Genomic DNA, 18,932 nt, shown 5'->3' with positions numbered 1-18,932 from the left:
CCGAATCACATTCGAATATGTGTGCCGGATCGGGCCTTCTGTGCCTTGACGCAGATCAGCTATGCAAACTTGCTAAGACACTATCCAAAGCAAGTTGACGCATGTATGGGCAATCCATGACACGGATCGTTCCCATCGCGGCGGCCGAGTCGCTGCCGCGCTGGCGCAGACCGGTCACCCTGCTTTTCGTCATGGCCTTCACCATGCCGATCGCCTTCTACTCCTGGTATGCCCTGATCACGAATTTCGTGGTCGAGGTCGGCGGATTCAATGGCGCCGACAATGGCCTTCTGCACACGGTGCGCGAGATCCCGGGCTTTCTGGCGATCGGCGTGATTGCGATCATCATCTTCGTGCGGGAACAGGTCCTGGCGCTGTCATCGCTGATGCTGCTGGGGCTGGCCACGGCCTTCACCGGCTGGTTCACGGATCTGGGCGGCATCCTTCTGCTGACCTTCCTCAGCTCGCTGGGGTTCCATTACTACGAGACGGTGAACCAGTCGCTGCAACTGCAATGGCTGCCCAAGGAACGGGCGCCCCAGATGCTGGGTTGGATCATGTCGGCGGCGGCCGCCACGACTGTCGTGGTCTATGTGCTGATCGTGATGCTGTGGGACGTGCTGAACCTGACCTACAGCGTGGTCTTCATGACCTCGGGCCTGATCACGACCGCCATCGCGGCCGCCTGCCTGATGCTGTTCCCGCAATTCGAAAGCCCGCATCCGCAGCTGAAGAAGTTCATCCTGCGCAAGCGATACTGGCTGTATTACGCGCTTCAGTTCATGTCGGGCGCGCGGCGGCAGATCTTCATGGTCTTCGCGGGCTTCATGATGGTCGAAAAGTTCGGCTTTCAGGTCCATGAGCTGACCGGACTCTACCTCTTCAACCTCGTGGTGAACATGTGCGTGGCGCCCTTCCTGGGCAAGATCGTCGGCCGGTATGGTGAACGGCGGGTGCTGATCGGCGAATATGCCGGCCTGGTCCTGGTGTTCCTGGCCTATGGCGGGATCTACTGGTTTGGGTGGGGCGTGGCGCTGGCGGCGACGCTGTTCGTGATCGATCACATCTTGTTCGGCCTGGCACTGGCGCTGAAGACCTATTTCCAGAAGATCGCCGATCCGGGCGACATCGCCCCCACCGCGGCTGTGGCCTTCACGATCAACCATATCGCGGCGGTGGTCCTGCCGGTGGTTCTGGGTCTTCTGTGGATGGCCTCGCCGTCGTCGGTCTTTGCACTGGCGGCCGGCATGGCGGCCACGTCGCTGTGCCTGGCGCTGCTGATCCCGCGCCACCCGGCGCCGGGGAATGAAACGCGCCTTTCGGTCGCCGTGCCGGCGCTGGCGGAATAGGATCGGGCGATGACACAGCAGGCGCGCTTTCTGACCGGATCCACCATGGGCCACGTCGCGCGCATGACGCTGACCGGCGCCTTCGGCATGACCTTCGTCTTCGTCGTCGATGCGGCGAACCTATTCTGGATCTCGCTTCTGGGCGACCCACAGCTTCTGGCCGCGATGGGGTTTGCCTTCGCGCTGCAGCTGATGTCGGTTTCCACTGGCGTGGGCATGATGATCGGGGCCGTGGCGCTGATTTCCCGCTCCATCGGAGCGGGGGACATGGACCGCGCCCGGCGCCTGGCCACCAGTGCCGCGATCACCGCCTTCATTGTGCAGGCCGGGGTGGCAACAGGGTTGATCGCGTTTCGTTATCCGCTTCTGGGCCTTCTTGGCGCATCCGGAGAAACCGCGGACATCGCGGCCCGCTACCTTGTGATCTCGCTGCCCACCATCGCGATCATGGCCTTCGGCATGGTCGGAATGGGCACCCTGCGGGCACAGGGCGATGCCCGGCGGTCGCTGATGGTGACCCTGTCGGCCGGTATCGTGGCGATGGTGCTGGATCCGTTGATGATCTACGTCCTGGGCTGGGGCGTCGACGGGGCGGCGCTGGGCGTGAACCTGTTCCGCGGGATCATGTGCATCCAGGCGCTGCGCTTTACCATCCGGGTCCATGACCTGATGGCGAAACCCAACCTGCACGACGTCATCCACAATGCCCGCGCGCATTTCGCCGTGGCCATTCCCGCCATCGCGACACAGTTGTCGACGCCGGTGGGCAACGCGCTTCTGACCGCCGTGATTGCGCCCTTCGGCGATGCCGCCATCGCCGGCTGGACCGTGATCGGCCGCATGACCGTGGTGGCCTTTGCCGGCATCTTCTCGCTCGCCGGGGCCATCGGGGGCATCTTCGGCCAGAACTACGGCGCCCGGAACCCCGAGCGGCTGCGGTCTGCCTATCGCGACGCGATGATCTTTGGCGCCTGCTACACGCTGATCACGTGGGTTCTGCTGGCCTGGGCCGCGGACGGCGTGATCGACGGTCTGGGCCTGCCGCCCGAGGCGGGGAAGGTGGTTCATGCCTTCACCGACTATGCCGCGGTGGCGTTCTTCTTCGTTTCGGCCCTGTTCGTCAGCAACGCCGCCTTCAACACGCTGGGCCGGCCGCTGTGGTCGACCGGGTTCAACTGGATCCGCGACGGCATCATCACCCTGCCGTTGGGCCTGGCCTTCGCGGCCTGGTTCGGCGCCAATGGCGTGATCTATGCCCAGGCGGTGGCCAGCGTGCTGGTCGGCGGCATTGCAGGCTATGCCGGGTGGCGCTATGTGCGGCAGCTGAGCCGCCAGATGACGGCCGCGGCGGCTGTTCCCACGGCACCTGCCTCGGTCGATCCCGTCGGCTGAGGCACCGCGACAAAGGAAGACCCCATGCCCACCTATTCGGCCCTGACGACCCTGCCCGGCAAGGCTGCGGCCGAAGCGCTTGGCGAAGCGATGGAAAACCTGGATCCGGCACCCGGCGGCGTTGGTGTGTTCGAGATCGAGGATGGGTCCGGCCTTTGGGAAGTCGGGAGCTATTTCGAGGAAGCCCCCGACGAGGTCGGCCTGGCGCTTCTGGCTGCGGTGCACGGGGCAAAGCCCTTCACCGTCTCGGAAATCCCGGAAACAGACTGGGTCGCCCATGTGAAGCGGGAACTGTCGCCGGTGGTGGCCGGGCGCTTCTATGTCTATGGCAGCCATGATGCCGACACCGTTCCGGAAGATGCCGAACCCTTGCTGATCGAGGCCGCGATGGCCTTTGGCACCGGTCATCACGGCACCACGCTGGGCTGCCTTCAGGCGCTGGATCACCTTGTGACCGAAGGGTTTTCGCCATCCCGCGTGGCCGATATCGGCTGCGGGACGGCGGTGCTGGCCATGGCCGCGGCGCGGATCTGGCAGGGCACGATCCTGGCCAGCGACATCGACCCCGTTGCCGTCGATGTGGCCCGCGCCAATGTCGAGGCGAACGGTCTGGCAGGCCAGGTCGAATGCCTGGAGGCCGCGGGCTTCGACGCGCCGGCGCTTGCCGCATCAGCGCCTTACGACCTGATCTTCGCCAACATCCTGAAAGGCCCGCTGGTCGCGCTGGCCCCCGATCTGGTCGCCAGCCTGGCGCCGGGCGGGGCCGCGATTCTGTCCGGCATTCTCAACGAACAGGCCGATGACGTGATCTCGACCTATACGGCGCTTGGGGCCGAACTGGCGGAACGCAATGTCATCGGCGACTGGACGACGCTGCTACTGCGTTACAAAGGTTGAACAATTCGATTCCGTCCAAGTTTCTGGGATTACGGTTTCGCGAATGTGATCGCTTTGGCGCGCAAGTTCCTGTTGTTGCAGGCGATATTGCCTGTACAGTTCGACCTGAATTTCACGAGTCGCGGGACACGGCCCTGAAGTTCGGGACGCGGCCGATCACTGCGGCTGCCGCACCCATGTCAACGGATCTGGTCATGCGTGCCGGCCTTCGGGGCCTGCACCGATCTCCGTCCGGTTCGCCTAGAGCTTGTTCCCCCAAGAACGCCGGACAGAGAAACGGCGCGTCGGATCACTCCGCCGCGCCGTTCCCTGTTCCGTCGGTCAGCGATCCAAGTGCGGGACCGCGACCCCTGCGGTCGATCAACGACCGTTTGCGATGGAATCGATGTCGCCACGCAGCAGACCGATATCTGCCAGTTCCTGGTCGGACAGACGCGACAGTGCATCGCGGGTGGTCCGGGCATCGACCCACGACGCATAGGCGCCGCGCAGGGTGGTGAACATGTGTCCGACACGGCCGATCAGGCCGACGCGGTGTGCGGTGCGGGTGGTGTCAAAAGCAGCCATAGCCGTTCTCCTTTAGGTTTGCCGGTTGCAAAACTGTTGTTGCGGACGGCAGCTGGCCGTCCCTCGTGTCTCACGATCGGTCATCTATTGAGCGGAATGAAAACCGGCAATGGCTGAAATGGCATGTTCCTTATGCGTCTGCTGCATAGGTCCGCATTTTCCGGAAGTGTTTGTAAATCTTTCAAGAATTCCTGTTGGGTTCGTGTGTCGCGGACAGGCGGGCCGATGTCGTTTCCGTCGGTTTCTGTCGTCGCAAGCGGGGCTGCGGCCGGTTTTGCGCATTCTCTCCGCAATTTGTGAACTGCGGTTGCGGCCTTGGCGGATGTTCGCCTTTCGTGCTATTGACTCAAAAGCCGGCGAATAACAGCCCATCCGCCGGGGTCGGACTGCCGGTCCGGGCCCGGAGGCGGGCACATAATCGGGCCGGAAGACGATGCCGGGCGCCCCAAAGGGCCTTCGGACGGGCAGCGAGGCAGGCGGGCATGCGGATACTGGGAATCGACCCGGGGCTTCGGACCATGGGCTGGGGCGTGATCGAAACCGACGGACCGCGGATGCGCCACGTGGCCAACGGGCTGTGCCAGTCCGAAGGCGACGATCTGGCTCAGCGGCTGCTGTCGCTTTACCACCAACTGACCCGGGTGCTGGGCGATCATGGGCCCGATACCGCTGCTGTCGAACAGACCTTCGTCAACAAGGACGCCGTGGGCACGCTGAAGCTGGGTCAGGCGCGGGCCGTGGCGCTGCTGGTGCCGGCGCAGGCAGGGCTGAGCGTAGGCGAATATGCCCCGAACAAGGTCAAGAAGACCGTGGTCGGCGTGGGCCATGCCGACAAGCGGCAAGTCGAACACATGGTGCGCCTGCAACTGCCGGGCTGCGAACCGGCCGGGCCGGACGCAGCCGACGCGCTGGCCGTCGCGATCTGCCACGCGTTCTATGCAAGGGCTGACGCTGCCCTGAGGATCCGCGCATGATCGGTCGTCTGTCCGGCATCCTGGGCTACCGGGCCGAGGATCATATCCTGATCGACGTCCGTGGCGTGGGCTACATCGTCTATTGTTCCTCTCGCACGCTGGCGACGCTGCCGGGGCCGGGAGAGCCCGTATCGCTTTATACCGAGATGCTGGTGAGGGAGGACCTGATCCAGCTTTTCGGCTTTCCCTCGCTGGTTGAAAAGGAATGGCACCGGCTGCTGACGGGCGTGCAGGGGGTCGGTGCGAAGATGTCACTGGCGATCCTGGGCGCGCTGGGCCCGGACGGTGTCAGCCGGGCGATCGCGCTGGGCGACTGGTCGACGGTGAAGGTCGCCAAGGGCGTCGGCCCCAAGACCGCACAGCGGATCGTCCTGGACCTGAAGGACAAGGCACCTACGATCATGGCCATGGCGGCCCCTGTCGCAGCGAAATCGAAACCGGGCGACGACGATGCGGTCATCGAACCCGTCGCCGAACCCACCCCGGCCGTCGCGCCGCCGCCGGCCTTTGCCCAGTCTGACGCGATGTCGGCCCTGACCAACCTGGGCTATTCCCCGTCCGAAGCCGCCGCCGCCGTGGCCGAGGTGCTGGGAGAGACGCCGGACGCCGACTCCGCCACCCTTATCCGCGCCGCTTTGCGCAAGCTGGCGCCGGCGGGATAAGATATGACCACCGACGCCGATCCCACCCTGCGAGCAGAGCGCATGCCCGAAGATGCCGAAGGCATGGGCGCGGCCCTGCGCCCCGAATCGCTGGACGCCTTCGTCGGCCAGGCCGAGGCGCGGGCGAACCTGCGGGTCTTCGTGCAGTCCGCCCGGCAACGGGGCGAAGCGATGGACCACACGCTGTTCTATGGCCCGCCCGGTCTGGGGAAGACGACGCTGGCACAGATTCTGGCGCGCGAATTGGGGGTGAACTTCCGCATGACGTCCGGCCCGGTTCTGGCCCGTGCGGGGGACCTGGCGGCGATCCTGACGAACCTCGAAGCGCGCGACGTTCTGTTCATCGATGAGATCCACCGGCTGAATCCGGCGGTGGAAGAGGTCCTTTATCCCGCGATGGAGGATTTCGAGCTGGACCTTGTCATCGGCGAGGGACCTGCGGCGCGAACGGTACGGATCGAGCTTCAGCCCTTCACGCTGGTGGGCGCCACGACCCGGATGGGCCTGCTGACCACGCCGCTGCGCGATCGTTTCGGGATCCCGACGCGGCTGCAGTTCTATACAGAGGACGAGCTGTTTCAGATCGTCACCCGCAATGCCCGCCTTCTGGGCGCGCCGGCAGACCCCGAAGGCGCGCGGGAAATCGCGCGCCGGGCGCGGGGCACGCCCCGGATCGCCGGACGGCTGCTGCGGCGGGTCGTCGACTTTGCTGTTGTCGAGGGCGATGGGCGCATCACGAAGGGTCTGGCCGACAACGCGCTGACCCGGCTGGGGGTCGACGGTCTTGGCCTTGACGGGGCCGACCGGCGCTATCTGAAGCTGATCGCCGAAAGCTATCAGGGCGGGCCCGTGGGGATCGAGACGCTGTCGGCCGCGCTGTCGGAAAGCCGCGATGCGCTGGAAGAGGTGATCGAACCCTACTTGCTGCAGCAGGGATTGATCCAGCGCACGCCACGGGGCCGGATGCTGGCCCAGGCCGCCTGGACCCATCTGGGGATGGCGCCGCCAAGGCCGCAGGGGGACCTTTTCGGCTGAAACCGGCTCGGGCCGGGATGGGCAATGGCGCTTCGGGGGCGTAGAACGGTGTCATCCGGTGCGCCCGACCGTCGGCTGGACGCCCGTCCCAGCGGAGGCAGGGTCATGACATCCATCGAAATCGTTCCTTTCACCACAGATCACCTGACCGCCGCACAGCGCCTTTCCGCTGCCGCTGGCTGGCCCCACAGAATCGAGGACTGGGCCTTCACGCTGAAGGTTTCGGGCGGTTTCGCGGCGGTGGCCGATGGCAGGGTCGTGGGCACGGCACTGTGTTCGCCGATGGGCGACCGGGCCGGGATCAACATGATCATCGTCGAAAAGGATCTGCGGGGGCAGGGGCTGGGCCGGCGACTGATGGAGGCGGCGCTGACCCTGGCCGGCGACCGGGACCTGCAACTGACGGCCACGGCCGAAGGACGGCCGCTTTACGAAAAGCTGGGCTTCGTCGCGGTGGGGCAGGTGCTGCAATGCCAGGGCCATGTCCAGACCATTCCCGTGGCGCCCCATGTCGCCCTGCGTCCCGCGACGGCGGACGATCTGGACACAATCTGCGCGATGGACCGCGACGCCACCGGCTCGGACCGGCGCGGCCTGCTGGCAGAGCTGTTGGCCAATGACCGCGTGCTGATCGGCGAAACCGGGTTCGGTGCCGTCCGGACCTTCGGCAAGGGCCGTCTGATCGGGCCTGTGGTGGCCGCGGATCGCTCGACGGCGCTGGCGCTGATCGCGACCTTCGCGGAACCGGGCCAGTTCCTGCGGATCGACGTCACGGACGATGCCGACCTTGCGCCGGTCCTGTCCGGCGCGGGCCTGACCGTTCTGCCGCCAGAGGTCGCGATGGTCCGGGGCGCGTCTGCACCTGTGCCGGAGAGGTTCCGCCGCTACGCCTTGGTGTCGCAGGCCCTGGGCTGACCCCACGGGTTGGACCCGGCCGCCCTTCGGGATAGCGTGGCGCCGCATCATCGCCTGCACCCCCGAAGGAGAGACGCCTTGACCCCGGAAGAGATCCAGTCGCTGTTCACCGCCGATGACGGCAGCTTCCGTTTCGCCCGCTGGGCCTATCCGATCGCGCCTTCTGTCTTCGGGGTGGACGACGCCACCATCAGCGTCTTCAAGGGCGCGTTCGAGGCGGTGGTCACGCTTGCCGGTCACAAGATGATCGAAATGGACCCCGAGATGGGCACCAATGCCCCGGTCTTCTGCGTGGCCGACTGGGAAGAGCTGGCCAATGCCGATCACATGGTCAAGCTGGTGCCGGAAATTGCGGCCCTGACCGAACGCCTGCGGGAATCGGATGCCAACCAGTACCGCGTCTTTCGCTTCGACGAGACGGGGGCGATCCGGGCCGTGCTTCTTTTCCTGCGGATCGACGAACAGCTGTCCCAGGTGCCCGCGGACGTGCTGGCGCTGACGCAGGTCGTGCAGACCATGCTGACCTGGTCCGACAGCGCCTTCCGCACCCGCTCGCCCTTGGCTCGGGCCGATGACACCACGATCCTGCGGCCCGAGATCGCGGACCTGATCCGCGCCGCCTATGACCCGGTGCTGCCGACCGTGGCGACCGACCCGTCCCATGCGCTGCGCCTGGCGGCCCGGATGGGGCAGGGCGCGTCATGACCCACCGCTTTCCGGTTCAAGTCTATTACGAAGACACCGACATGGCGGGGATCGTCTACCACGCCAACTACCTGCGCTATATCGAACGGGCCCGCAGCGACTGGGTGTCGAGTCTGGGCCTGGACCAGAACGCGATGCGCGACGACGGTCTGGTCTTCGTCGTCCGACGGATCGAGGCCGACTACCTTGCCCCGGCAAGGTTCGAGGACCGGCTGGAAGTGGTCACGGAACTGTCATCGGTATCCCGCGTGAAAATGGGCCTGACGCAATCCGTGTTCCGTGGCGAACAGCTTCTTTTCAAGGCCGAAGTGACCGCCGTCTGCATGACCATGGCGGGGCGGCCCGTTGGTCTTCCGGCAAAGATTTGCGCATTGCGGGCGTAACCGCACAGGCGTAAATCGGGCCTCGCATGGCCATTGCCGCGGATCCGGGATAGCCTGTTGCCATCCCGGTCCTTGTGCGTGCCAGATGCACGCATGGCAATCGGGGAAGGGGCGGTACAGCCCCGGCAGGATAACAAGGGCAGGCACACCGATGGAAACGGAACTGCTGGTACAGGCGCAGAGCATCGATTTTTCGGTCCTGGGATTGTTCGCCCGGGCCACGATCACGGTCAAGCTGGTCATCATGCTGCTGATTGCGGCATCGGTGTGGTCCTGGTCGGTCATCATCCAGAAACACCTGACCTATCGCGCCGCCCGGCGCGAGGCCGCCCGCTTCGACGAGGCGTTCTGGTCGGGCGAACCACTCGACTCGCTTTTCGAGTCGCTGGGACCCGATCCGCGGGGCAGCTCGCAACGGATCTTCGCGGCGGGCATGATCGAATGGCGGCGCAGCCACCTGAACGATGGCGGGCTGATCCCGGGGGCGATGTCCCGGATCGACCGGACCATGGATGTGACCCTGGCGGGCGAGGCGGAACGGCTGCAGGGCGGGCTGGGCGGTCTGGCCACGATCGGGGCGACGGCGCCTTTCGTGGGCCTCTTCGGCACCGTCTGGGGCATCATGAACGCCTTCATCGAAATCGCAGAGCAGCAGAATACCAACCTGGCCGTCGTGGCGCCGGGCATTGCCGAGGCGCTGTTTGCCACCGGCCTGGGCCTTTTGGCGGCCATTCCGGCGGTCATCTTCTACAACAAGCTGAACGCCGACAGCGGCAAGATCATCGCGGGCTACGAAGCCTTCGCCGATGAATTCGCCACGATCCTGTCGCGCCAGACGGGCGGATAGGCCATGGGCGCCGGTGTCCAGACAGGCGGCGGGGGCGGCGGGCGCAGGCGCGGCCGGCGCCGCACGCGTGCGATGCAGCCGATGGCCGAAATCAACGTCACGCCCTTCGTGGACGTGATGCTGGTGCTGTTGATCGTCTTTATGGTGGCCGCGCCCCTGCTGACGGTGGGCGTGCCGGTCGAACTGCCGAAGACCGCCGCCAATCCGCTGCCCGGGGAACAGGAAGAACCGCTCAGCGTTACCATCCTTCCGGACGGGACCGTGCAGATCATGACGACCGAAACCCCGCGGGGGGAACTGATCAGCCGCCTTCGGGCGATTGCCGGCGAACGCGATTCGCGCCGGGTGTTCCTGAGAGCGGACGGGGCAGTGCCGTACCGGGACGTGATGGAAGTGATGGGTGCCCTGAACGCGGGCGGATTTTCCGATGTGGGCCTGGTGACGGACGTCGGCGGTCCGACGCTGGATGCCCAGTCAGAATAGACCAGAATGGCTTTGGTGGGCCGGATGCAGACCGGAACCAAGATCTCAGTCGGGGCCCATGCCGTGCTCGTGGGCTGGGCGCTTGTGGGCGGCGTGTTCGCGCCGGACCACATGCCTCCGGTCGAGGTGCAGGAAGTCGCGATCATCCCGGCCGATGTCTTCGCCGCGATGACCACGGCGCCGGCCCCCGCGACGCAGGAGGCCGAACCGACGGAAGAAACGCCCCGGCCGGAAGCCGCGGCGCCCGAACAGGCGGAACCCGAACAGGTGACCCCGCCGGTGGCGGAGCCGGAGCCCCAGCCGGTGGCTGAACCGGAACCTGCGCCCGAACCGGAACCCGTGCCGGAGCCCGAACCTGAACCGATCCCCGAACCGCAGCCGGAACCGGAGGTCGTCGAGGTGCCGCAGGTCGTCCCGCCGCCCAGGCCCGAGCCGCAGCCCGAACCCCAGATCCTGCCGGACCCGGTCCCGGCCCAGCCGGATATCGAGCGTATCGCGCCCGAACCTGCGCCGGTGCCGCCCGAGCAGACGACGACCGACGAGGTGGCCCAGCCCGCCGTCAGCGACACCGAAGCCGCGGAAACGCCGGTTCCGGATCGCGAGGAGACGGTGCCCGAAGCCGCCATCGACCGCGCGGTCGAGGAAGCGGAAGAGGCTCCGCGTCCCACGGCGCCCCTGTCCTCGGTCAGGCCCAGGACGCGACCGGCGCCGCCGCCGCCGACCCAGACGGCCCGGCCCGAAACGCCCGCCGCCCCGCGCGAGGACGCGGTGAACGCGGCCCTTGCCGAGGCCCTGGGCGGCGAGACCCCGTCCGACACGCCGGCCCCGGCCGATCCGGTGCGCGTGCCCACAGGGCCGCGGATGACGGCGCAGGAAACCGATGCGCTGCGGGTTGCGGTGGCGTCGTGCTGGAACGTTGGGTCCTTGTCCTCGGCCGCGTTGCAGACGACGGTGGTCGTCGGCATGAAACTCGGCCGCGACGGACGGCCCGATGCGAACTCGATCCGGATGATTTCCAGCGAGGGCGGGACATCCGACGCGGCGAAACAGGCCTTCGAGGCCGCAAGACGGGCCATCATCCGGTGCGGGGCCAGTGGTTACAAGTTGCCTGCGGACAAGTACGATCAGTGGCGCGACATCGAAATGACATTCAATCCTGAAAGGATGCGGATCCGATGAAGGTGGGTTTTGCGGGTATCATGGCGGCACTGGCCGCATTCGCGGGCGTCGCCGCGGCGACGCTGCCAGCGGCGGCACAGCCCCTGCGGCTGGAGATCACCGAAGGCGTGATCGAGCCGATGCCCATCGCGGTGCCCGCTTTCGTGCCGACAAGTTCGGCCGCGTCCACCTTTGCGACCAACATCGCCAGCGTGGTGGCGGGGGACCTGACGGGGACGGGGCTTTTCCGGGAAATCCCGGCCAGCGCCCATATCAGCCCGGTCACGGATTTTTCCGCACCCGTCCGCTATGGCGACTGGAAGGCGGTGAACGCGCAGGCGCTGGTGACGGGATCGGTTGCCGTGTCGGGCAGCCGCCTGACGGTGCAGTTCCGCATCTACGACGTCTTCGCCGGGTCCGAACTGGGCACCGGCCTGCAATTCGTGTCGACGACCGATGGCTGGCGGCGCGTGGCGCACAAGGTGGCCGATGCGGTCTACAGCCGGATCACCGGGGAAAGCGGCTATTTCGACAGCCGCGTGGCCTTCGTGTCGGAAAGCGGGCCCAAGGCCGACCGGCGCAAGCGGCTGGCGATCATGGATTACGACGGCCAGAACGTGCAGTACCTGACCGACAGCTCCACCATAGTCCTGAACCCGCGCTTTTCGCCCACCGGGCAGCAGATCCTCTATACCAGCTATGACAGCGGCGTGCCGCGGATCAACGTGCTGGACGTGGGTCAGGTTCGCAAGCGCGTGCTGGAACAGAAGCCCGGCACGATGAGCTTTTCGCCCCGCTTCTCGCCCGACGGTCGGTCGGTCGTGTTCTCGCTGGCCGAAGGCGGCAATACCGACATCTACATCATGGACGTGGCCAGCGGCGCGTTGCGGCGGCTGACCAGCGGGCCGTCGATCGAAACATCGCCCAGCTTTTCCCCCGATGGCAGCCGGATCGTCTTCGAAAGCGACCGGTCGGGCACGCAGCAGATCTATGTCATGGGCGCGAACGGGGGCGAGGCGCAGCGGATCAGCTTCGGCGAGGGCCGCTATGCCACGCCGGTCTGGTCGCCGCGCGGCGACCTGATCGCCTTTACCAAGCAGGCGGGCGGGCGCTTCCACATCGGCGTGATGGCCCCGGACGGCTCGAACGAACGGCTGCTCACGGCATCGTTCCTGGACGAAGGTCCGACCTGGGCCCCCAATGGGCGGGTGATCATGTTCACCCGCGAGACAAGGGGCGAGGGCGGCCAGTCCAAGCTTTACACCATCGACGTCAGCGGCCGGAACCTGCGGGCCGTGCCCACGCCCGACGGCGCGTCGGATGCGTCCTGGTCGCCGCTCCAGCCGTGATCGCGGCACGTTCACACCTTCCGGGCCCTGTGCTAGGATCCGGCCAAAAGTCCGACACGAGGCACCTTGCATGACCCCTCTCCGCATTGCCGTCCTGACCGCCGCCCTTCTTGCGGTTGCGGCCTGCAGCAAGACGAACACCTTCAACAATACCGATATCGGTGGCACGCAGGTGGGCGGGGCGGCAGGGCTGCCGAACCCGACCACGCCGGCCTATTTCCAGCAGGCGGTCGGTGACCGGGTCCTGTTCGTGATCGACCAGTCCAGCCTGACCGACGCCGCCAAGCAGACGCTGAACGCGCAGGCGCAATGGCTGGGCAACAATCCCCAGTACGCGGCGACCATCGAAGGCCATGCCGACGAACAGGGCACGCGCGAATACAACCTGGCCCTGGGCGCGCGCCGCGCGAACGAGGTGCGGGATTACCTGATTTCGCGCGGCGTGGCGGGCAGCCGCCTGACCACGGTCAGCTACGGCAAGGAACGCCCGATCGAGATCTGCAGCGCCGAAAGCTGCTATGCCCAGAACCGCCGCGCGGTGACCGTGCTGGCGGGCGGCCTGTCGGGGTAAGCGGCGATGCGCGGGACCTTCAAAGTCGTTTTTCTGGTGGCGGCCCTGTGCGCCGGCCCCGCGCTGGCGCAGGACCGGGCCCAGACCCTTGCTGACATTCGCCAGGAACTGACCGTTCTGAACACCGAACTGAAGAAGCTTCAGCGGGAGTTGTCGACGACAGGCCCCGCGGCCGGCATTTCCGGCACCAGCATCCAGGGCCGCGTCGACGCCATCGAGACGGAACTGACGCGCCTGACCTCGAAGACGGAAGAGCTGGATCACCGCATCCAGCAGATCGTGGCCGACGGCACCAACCGTCTGGGCGACCTGGAGTTCCGTCTGGTGGAACTGGAAGGCGGGGATCTGGGCCAGATCGGCCAGACGCCGACCCTTGGCGGGGGCACATCGACGCCCGCGCCCATGGTGCCCGTGGCGCCAGAACCGCAGGGCGGCGGGTCGGGCGCGGCGCTGGCGGTGGGCGAACAGGCCGATTTCGATGCCGCGGTCGAGGCTGCGACCAAAGGCGATTACCAGGACGCCGCCGACCGCTTTCAGCGCTTCAACGAGACCTACCCCGGCAGCCCGCTGGCGGTCGAGGCCGACATGCGGCGCGGTCAGGCGCTGGAAGCCACCGGCAACACGCGCGAGGCCGCGCGGGCCTATCTGGCCGCCTTCACCGCCGACCCGCAGGGCACGCAGGCGCCTGACGCGCTGGTCAATCTGGGCACGGCGCTGGGCCAGCTGGGACAGCGGGACCAGGCCTGCATCACGCTGGGCGAGGTCGCGGCACGGTTCCCGAACGCGGCGGCCGTGTCCCGGGCCCAGGCCGAGATGTCCCGCCTTCAGTGCCAGTGACCGGCCAAGCGGGCGACCGGGGCGATCCGGTCGACCGTCTGCGGGCCGCCCTTGGTCTGCCCCTGCCGCCCGCCATCGGCGTTGCGGTCTCGGGCGGGGGGGATTCGCTGGCGCTTCTGCATCTTCTGGTCCGGGCGTTGGACGGCACCGATGTGCGCCTGCGCGCCGCGACGGTCGATCACGGGCTTAGGCCCGAAGCCGCGGCCGAGGCGGCGCATGTCGCCGCCCTGGCCCGCAAGCTGGGCGTGGAGCACGATATGCTGCACTGGAACGGCGGAACGGCCAGCGGCAACCTGCAGGGCGCGGCGCGGCAGGCACGCTATCGGCTGCTGACGCGCTGGGCGCATGTGCACGACCTGCCGGAACTGGCGCTGGGCCATACGATGGACGATCAGGCGGAAACGGTGCTGATGCGACTGGGCCGTGCATCCGGCGTCGACGGGCTGGCCGCCATGGCCGCGACCCGGGAGGTGGGGGGGGTCCTGCTGATCCGGCCGCTTCTGACCTTCACCCGCACCGAACTGAGGGACCATCTGCGCCGGGCCGGAATCGGGTGGTGCGAGGATCCCAGCAATGACGACAGCCGCTTTGCCCGGGTGCGCGCGCGTCAGGCCCTGCCGGATCTTGCGTCCCTGGGGGTCGACGCGCTGGCGCTGTCCGAGGTTGCGGCCAACATGGCCCGGGCGAAGCAGGCGCTGGACTGGGCGGCCCGTCAGGCCGCGCACGCCGTTGTCACAGTGGACGGGGGCGATCTGATCTTTGGCCGCCGGGCCCTAGCCGACCTGCCGGAAGAGATCGCCCGCAGGCTTCTGGCTGCGGCGCTGGCCTGGATCGCGGGACCCGGCTATCCGCCCCGCCGCGCGCCGCTGGCCGAACTGGCAGAGGCAGTGAAGGCCGGGGAGCGCATGACGCTCGGCGGATGTCTGCTGTTGCCGGAAGGCGACCGGGCGCGGCTCTGCCGTGAACTGAAGGCGGTCGCGGGCCTTGACACAGAGGCCGGGGCGCTCTGGGATGGGCGATGGATATTCGAGGGGCCGGTCGTGCCCGGCGCCCGGGTGCAGGTCCTTGGTCCGGAAGGGCTTCGCCAGGTCAAGACCTGGCGCGACACCCGCCGCCCGCGCGAGGCGCTGATGGCCTCGCCGGCGCTGTGGCTGGGCGGTAAAGTGCTGTCGGCGCCGCTTGCGGGCCTGCCCGGACGCCATGTCCTGACCTCCGAAGGGCGAGGACCGTTCTCTTCCTTCCCATTATCGCATTGAACCTGACGGCAGCATCTCTATCTTATGTGCAACCCCGGGGCCGCTTGCGGCCCCTGCCCAGTATGTCGGGAGAACATCCTTGAACAATGCGCGCAACATCGCCTTCTGGGTCGTGCTGTTCCTGCTGATCCTTGCGCTTTTCAATATTTTCGGAGGCTCCGGCGGATCGCTGCAAAGCCGCGAGATGCCCTATTCGGAATTCGTCCAACGGGTCGAGAAACACGAAGTCAGCAAGGTCACGCTGGACGGCGAACAGGTCCGATTCCGTGGCTCTGACGGACAGGACTATGTCACGATCAAGCCGCAGGACGCCGCGATCACGGATCTGCTGATCCAGAACAACATTCCCGTGCAGGCGGTGAAGCAGCAGCAGTCGGGCTTCCAGTCCTTCCTGATCACGCTTCTGCCGGTGCTTCTGCTGATTGGCGTGTGGATCTTCTTCATGAACCGCATGCAGGGCGGCGGTAAGGGCGGGGCCATGGGCTTTGGCAAGTCCCGCGCCAAGCTCTTGACCGAAAAGCAGGGCCGCGTGACCTTCGACGATGTCGCAGGTATCGACGAGGCCAAGGAAGAACTGGAAGAGATCGTGGAATTCCTGCGCAATCCGCAGAAATTCAGCCGCCTTGGCGGCAAGATCCCGAAAGGCGCGCTGCTGGTCGGCCCTCCGGGCACCGGTAAGACGCTCTTGGCCCGTGCCATTGCGGGCGAGGCTGGCGTGCCCTTCTTCACCATCTCCGGCTCGGATTTCGTGGAAATGTTCGTCGGTGTCGGCGCGTCCCGGGTGCGCGACATGTTCGAACAGGCGAAGAAGAACGCGCCCTGTATCGTCTTCATCGACGAAATCGATGCCGTCGGTCGCCATCGTGGTGCCGGTTACGGCGGCGGCAATGACGAACGCGAACAGACGCTGAACCAGCTTCTGGTGGAAATGGACGGGTTCGAGGCAAATGAAGGCGTCATCATCCTGGCCGCGACCAACCGGAAGGACGTGCTGGACCCGGCGCTGCTGCGTCCCGGCCGTTTCGACCGCCAGGTCACCGTGGGCAACCCCGACATCAAGGGCCGCGAGAAGATCCTGAACGTACACGCGCGCAAGACCCCGCTGGGCCCCGACGTCGACCTGCGCATCATCGCTCGCGGCTCGCCCGGCTTCTCGGGCGCCGATCTGGCGAACCTGGTGAACGAGGCGGCGCTGATGGCCGCCCGCGTGGGCCGGCGTTTCGTCACGATGGAAGATTTCGAGAACGCGAAGGACAAGGTCATTATGGGGGCCGAGCGCCGGTCCATGGTCCTGACGCCCGAGCAGAAGGAAAAGACCGCCTATCACGAGGCCGGCCACGCCGTCGTGGGTCTGACCCTTCCGGAATGCGATCCGGTCTACAAGGCCACGATCATCCCGCGCGGCGGTGCGCTGGGCATGGTCGTCTCGCTGCCGGAAATTGACCGCCTGAACTGGCACAAGTCGGAATGCGAACAGAAGCTGGCGATGACCATGGCCGGCAAGGCCGCCGAGATCATCAAGTACGGTGAAGGTGCCGTGTCGAACGGTCCTGCGGGCGATATCCAGCAGGCTTCGGGTCTGGCCCGCGCGATGGTGATGCGCTGGGGCATGTCCGACAAGGTCGGCAACATCGACTATGCCGAGGCGCATGAAGGCTATCAGGGCAATACCGGCGGCTTCTCGGTTTCGGCCCACACGAAGGAACTGATCGAGGAAGAGGTGAAACGCCTTATCCAGAGCGGCTATGAACGTGCCTTCCAGATCCTGACCGACCGCAAGGCGGAATGGGAACGGCTGGCACAGGGCCTTCTGGAATACGAGACCCTGACCGGCGAGGAGATCCAGCGTGTGATCGACGGCCAGCCGCCCCAGACGGGCGATGGCGAAGGTGGCAGTGCCTCGGGCAATGACGACACGTCCTCGATCACGTCGATCCCCAAGACCAAGCCCAAGGCCCCGCCCAGCGGCGGGATGGAACCTGAACCCAGCGTCTGAGGACCCAAGGGTGGAAAACAGGAAGGCCGGGCCAATGCCCGGCCTTTTCGATTCCGCGTGACATATTTCTGTATGCCGTCGTATACCGTTCGCGCGCGACTCGGATCGAAAGGTTGGCGGATGGACTGGAATCCTGCTCTTTATGCGCAATTCGCGGGGCTGCGCCTGCGGCCCGCCTTGGACCTGCTGATGCAGGTGGGGGACCTTCCCCCGGGTGAAATCTGCGACCTGGGCTGCGGCAACGGGGCCGTGGGCCCGGTGCTGGCGGCACGGTTCCCGGACAGGCGCGTTGTGGGCATCGACAGCTCTCCGGCGATGCTGGAACAGGCCCGGGCGACGGGGGCCTATGCCGATCTTCGGCAAGGCGATGCCACGGCCTGGATGCCGGATGCGCCGCCGGCGCTGATCTTTTCCAACGCACTGCTCCACTGGCTGCCAGCCCATGCCGCGCTGCTGCCGCGGCTGGCGGGGTTCGTGGCGCCGGGTGGCATGCTGGCCGTGCAGGTGCCGCATCAAAATCCCGCGCCGTCGCACCGGCTGTGGCACGATCTTGTCGCGGAACATTTCCCCGGCCGCTTCGATCCGTCGACGGCGCCGGGGATCCTGGAACCCGCCGACTATCACCGGATCCTGTCGCCGCTGGGCGGCCTGTCGCTGTGGGAAACGGAGTATTTCCAGGTCCTGCCCCCGGCGGCGGATGCGCATCCCGTGCGGCTTTTCACCTCGTCCACCTTCGCGCGGCCGGTGCTGGACGTGCTGTCGGAAGACGAGGCGGAACAGTTGATCGCGGCCTATGACCTTAGGGCCGCGCGGATCTATCCGCGCGAGGCGGACGGATCTGTCCTGTTCCCGTTCCGGCGGCTGTTCTTTACGGTGCAACTGCCGGCCTGACCCGGCAGGGAACAGGAGACGGACATGGCGACATTGCGCAACACCGGGATGACGGCCGAGGTGGTCTGGCTGGGCAAGGTGCCTACCGGAAAGGGCATTGCCGCGGAACCGGTCGAAGCGATGGACCTGACCTTCGACGGCCTGGCCGGCGAACGGCACGAAGGCACGTTCCGGCCGTCCTGCGTGCGGGTAAAGCAGCTTTACAAGGAAGGCACGCAGATCCGGAACGTCCGCCAGCTGACCATCCTGTCGGCCGAGGAGATGGAGGCGATCGCGGCCGACATGGGGATGGAGAGGCTGGACCCGTCCTTTCTGGGCGCCACTGTCGTCGTGCGCGGCATTCCCGATTTTACCCATATCCCGCCTTCGGCCCGGCTGCAGACCGGATCGGGCCTGACCCTGACCGTGGACATGGAAAACGAACCTTGCGTCCTTCCGGGGCGCGAGGTCGAAAAAGCGCATGCCGGCTATGGGCCCAAGTTCAAGCCCGCGGCCATGGGGCGGCGGGGGGTCACGGCCTGGGTCGAACATCCGGGCACTCTGGCCCTGGGGGACCGGTTCGCACTGCATGTTCCGGCGCAGCGCGCCTGGGTCGGAGAGGCGACAGCCGTTTCCGAATAGAAACAATCCACGCCGCCGGAAGGCCGGATTGCGTCGGAAAAGCC

General features: G+C 66.6%; 20 protein-coding genes. 19 read left to right on the top strand and 1 reads right to left on the bottom strand.

Features of this window, described 5'->3' with window-relative positions; all coding sequences use genetic code 11:
- The first annotated feature begins 116 nt into the window (after nucleotides 1-116).
- From FQK05_RS16685 to FQK05_RS16675, 3 genes are read left to right on the top strand one after another with little or no spacing between them, the layout of a single operon-like run.
- Nucleotides 117-1,349: an MFS transporter gene (locus FQK05_RS16685; RefSeq protein ID WP_158968889.1), complete on the top strand. Its 1,233-nt coding sequence runs from the start codon at nucleotides 117-119 to the stop codon at nucleotides 1,347-1,349.
- A 9-nt stretch (nucleotides 1,350-1,358) separates the two neighbouring features.
- Nucleotides 1,359-2,741 (top strand): MATE family efflux transporter, encoded by a 1,383-nt coding sequence (locus FQK05_RS16680; protein ID WP_158968887.1) that lies wholly within the window; start codon nucleotides 1,359-1,361, stop codon nucleotides 2,739-2,741.
- A gap of 24 nt (nucleotides 2,742-2,765) precedes the next feature.
- Nucleotides 2,766-3,638: a 50S ribosomal protein L11 methyltransferase gene (locus FQK05_RS16675; RefSeq protein ID WP_158968885.1), complete on the top strand. Its 873-nt coding sequence runs from the start codon at nucleotides 2,766-2,768 to the stop codon at nucleotides 3,636-3,638.
- Nucleotides 3,639-3,998: 360 nt separating this feature from the next.
- On the opposite strand, the gene FQK05_RS16670 is transcribed toward FQK05_RS16675, so the two are convergent.
- The gene (locus FQK05_RS16670; protein ID WP_158968883.1) at nucleotides 3,999-4,205 is read right to left on the bottom strand and encodes a DUF1127 domain-containing protein; all 207 of its coding nucleotides are present in this window, start codon (nucleotides 4,203-4,205) and stop codon (nucleotides 3,999-4,001) included.
- Between the two features lie 482 nt (nucleotides 4,206-4,687).
- On the opposite strand from FQK05_RS16670, the gene ruvC reads away from it, so the two are divergent.
- From ruvC to FQK05_RS16590, 16 genes are all read left to right on the top strand, one after another.
- The gene (ruvC, locus tag FQK05_RS16665) at nucleotides 4,688-5,179 is read left to right on the top strand and encodes a crossover junction endodeoxyribonuclease RuvC (RefSeq protein WP_158968881.1); all 492 of its coding nucleotides are present in this window, start codon (nucleotides 4,688-4,690) and stop codon (nucleotides 5,177-5,179) included.
- On the top strand, nucleotides 5,176-5,841 hold the full coding sequence (ruvA, locus tag FQK05_RS16660) for a Holliday junction branch migration protein RuvA (RefSeq protein WP_158968879.1): 666 nt from the start codon (nucleotides 5,176-5,178) through the stop codon (nucleotides 5,839-5,841). The genes ruvC and ruvA overlap by 4 nt, the downstream gene beginning before the upstream one ends.
- A 3-nt stretch (nucleotides 5,842-5,844) precedes the next feature.
- On the top strand, nucleotides 5,845-6,876 hold the full coding sequence (gene ruvB, locus FQK05_RS16655) for a Holliday junction branch migration DNA helicase RuvB (protein WP_158968877.1): 1,032 nt from the start codon (nucleotides 5,845-5,847) through the stop codon (nucleotides 6,874-6,876).
- A gap of 105 nt (nucleotides 6,877-6,981) precedes the next feature.
- Complete coding sequence (locus FQK05_RS16650; protein WP_158968875.1) at nucleotides 6,982-7,791, top strand: GNAT family N-acetyltransferase; 810 nt, start codon at nucleotides 6,982-6,984, stop codon at nucleotides 7,789-7,791.
- A gap of 78 nt (nucleotides 7,792-7,869) precedes the next feature.
- Nucleotides 7,870-8,496 (top strand): hypothetical protein, encoded by a 627-nt coding sequence (locus FQK05_RS16645; RefSeq protein WP_158968873.1) that lies wholly within the window; start codon nucleotides 7,870-7,872, stop codon nucleotides 8,494-8,496.
- Nucleotides 8,493-8,879: a tol-pal system-associated acyl-CoA thioesterase gene (gene ybgC, locus FQK05_RS16640; RefSeq protein WP_158968871.1), complete on the top strand. Its 387-nt coding sequence runs from the start codon at nucleotides 8,493-8,495 to the stop codon at nucleotides 8,877-8,879. Before FQK05_RS16645 ends, ybgC begins: the two co-directional genes overlap by 4 nt.
- Before the next feature lie 151 nt (nucleotides 8,880-9,030).
- The gene (tolQ, locus tag FQK05_RS16635) at nucleotides 9,031-9,726 is read left to right on the top strand and encodes a protein TolQ (protein ID WP_158968869.1); all 696 of its coding nucleotides are present in this window, start codon (nucleotides 9,031-9,033) and stop codon (nucleotides 9,724-9,726) included.
- A gap of 3 nt (nucleotides 9,727-9,729) precedes the next feature.
- Nucleotides 9,730-10,209, top strand: coding sequence for an ExbD/TolR family protein (locus FQK05_RS16630; RefSeq protein WP_158968867.1), 480 nt, complete (start codon nucleotides 9,730-9,732; stop codon nucleotides 10,207-10,209).
- 6 nt (nucleotides 10,210-10,215) lie between these two features.
- Nucleotides 10,216-11,388 carry an energy transducer TonB gene (locus FQK05_RS16625; RefSeq protein ID WP_233270547.1) on the top strand — a complete coding sequence of 391 codons (1,173 nt, stop codon included), beginning with the start codon at nucleotides 10,216-10,218 and terminating at the stop codon, nucleotides 11,386-11,388.
- A 20-nt stretch (nucleotides 11,389-11,408) separates the two neighbouring features.
- Nucleotides 11,409-12,716, top strand: a complete 1,308-nt coding sequence (gene tolB, locus FQK05_RS16620; protein WP_158969259.1) for a Tol-Pal system beta propeller repeat protein TolB — start codon at nucleotides 11,409-11,411, stop codon at nucleotides 12,714-12,716.
- A 70-nt stretch (nucleotides 12,717-12,786) separates the two neighbouring features.
- Nucleotides 12,787-13,287: a peptidoglycan-associated lipoprotein Pal gene (gene pal / locus FQK05_RS16615; protein ID WP_158968865.1), complete on the top strand. Its 501-nt coding sequence runs from the start codon at nucleotides 12,787-12,789 to the stop codon at nucleotides 13,285-13,287.
- A gap of 6 nt (nucleotides 13,288-13,293) precedes the next feature.
- Complete coding sequence (gene ybgF / locus FQK05_RS16610) at nucleotides 13,294-14,124, top strand: tol-pal system protein YbgF (protein ID WP_158968863.1); 831 nt, start codon at nucleotides 13,294-13,296, stop codon at nucleotides 14,122-14,124.
- On the top strand, nucleotides 14,121-15,380 hold the full coding sequence (gene tilS / locus FQK05_RS16605) for a tRNA lysidine(34) synthetase TilS (protein ID WP_158968861.1): 1,260 nt from the start codon (nucleotides 14,121-14,123) through the stop codon (nucleotides 15,378-15,380). Before ybgF ends, tilS begins: the two co-directional genes overlap by 4 nt.
- Before the next feature lie 79 nt (nucleotides 15,381-15,459).
- Nucleotides 15,460-17,376 (top strand): ATP-dependent zinc metalloprotease FtsH, encoded by a 1,917-nt coding sequence (ftsH, locus tag FQK05_RS16600; protein WP_158968859.1) that lies wholly within the window; start codon nucleotides 15,460-15,462, stop codon nucleotides 17,374-17,376.
- Between the two features lie 120 nt (nucleotides 17,377-17,496).
- The gene (locus FQK05_RS16595) at nucleotides 17,497-18,267 is read left to right on the top strand and encodes a methyltransferase domain-containing protein (protein WP_158968857.1); all 771 of its coding nucleotides are present in this window, start codon (nucleotides 17,497-17,499) and stop codon (nucleotides 18,265-18,267) included.
- A 24-nt stretch (nucleotides 18,268-18,291) separates the two neighbouring features.
- Complete coding sequence (locus FQK05_RS16590; RefSeq protein WP_158968855.1) at nucleotides 18,292-18,888, top strand: MOSC domain-containing protein; 597 nt, start codon at nucleotides 18,292-18,294, stop codon at nucleotides 18,886-18,888.
- Nucleotides 18,889-18,932 lie beyond the last annotated feature (44 nt).

This window comes from Chachezhania sediminis, assembly GCF_009765275.1.
Classification (GTDB): domain Bacteria; phylum Pseudomonadota; class Alphaproteobacteria; order Rhodobacterales; family Rhodobacteraceae; genus Chachezhania; species Chachezhania sediminis.
The sequence above is the reverse complement of the archived record's forward strand: the minus strand, read 5'-3'. Positions and strand labels throughout refer to the sequence as shown.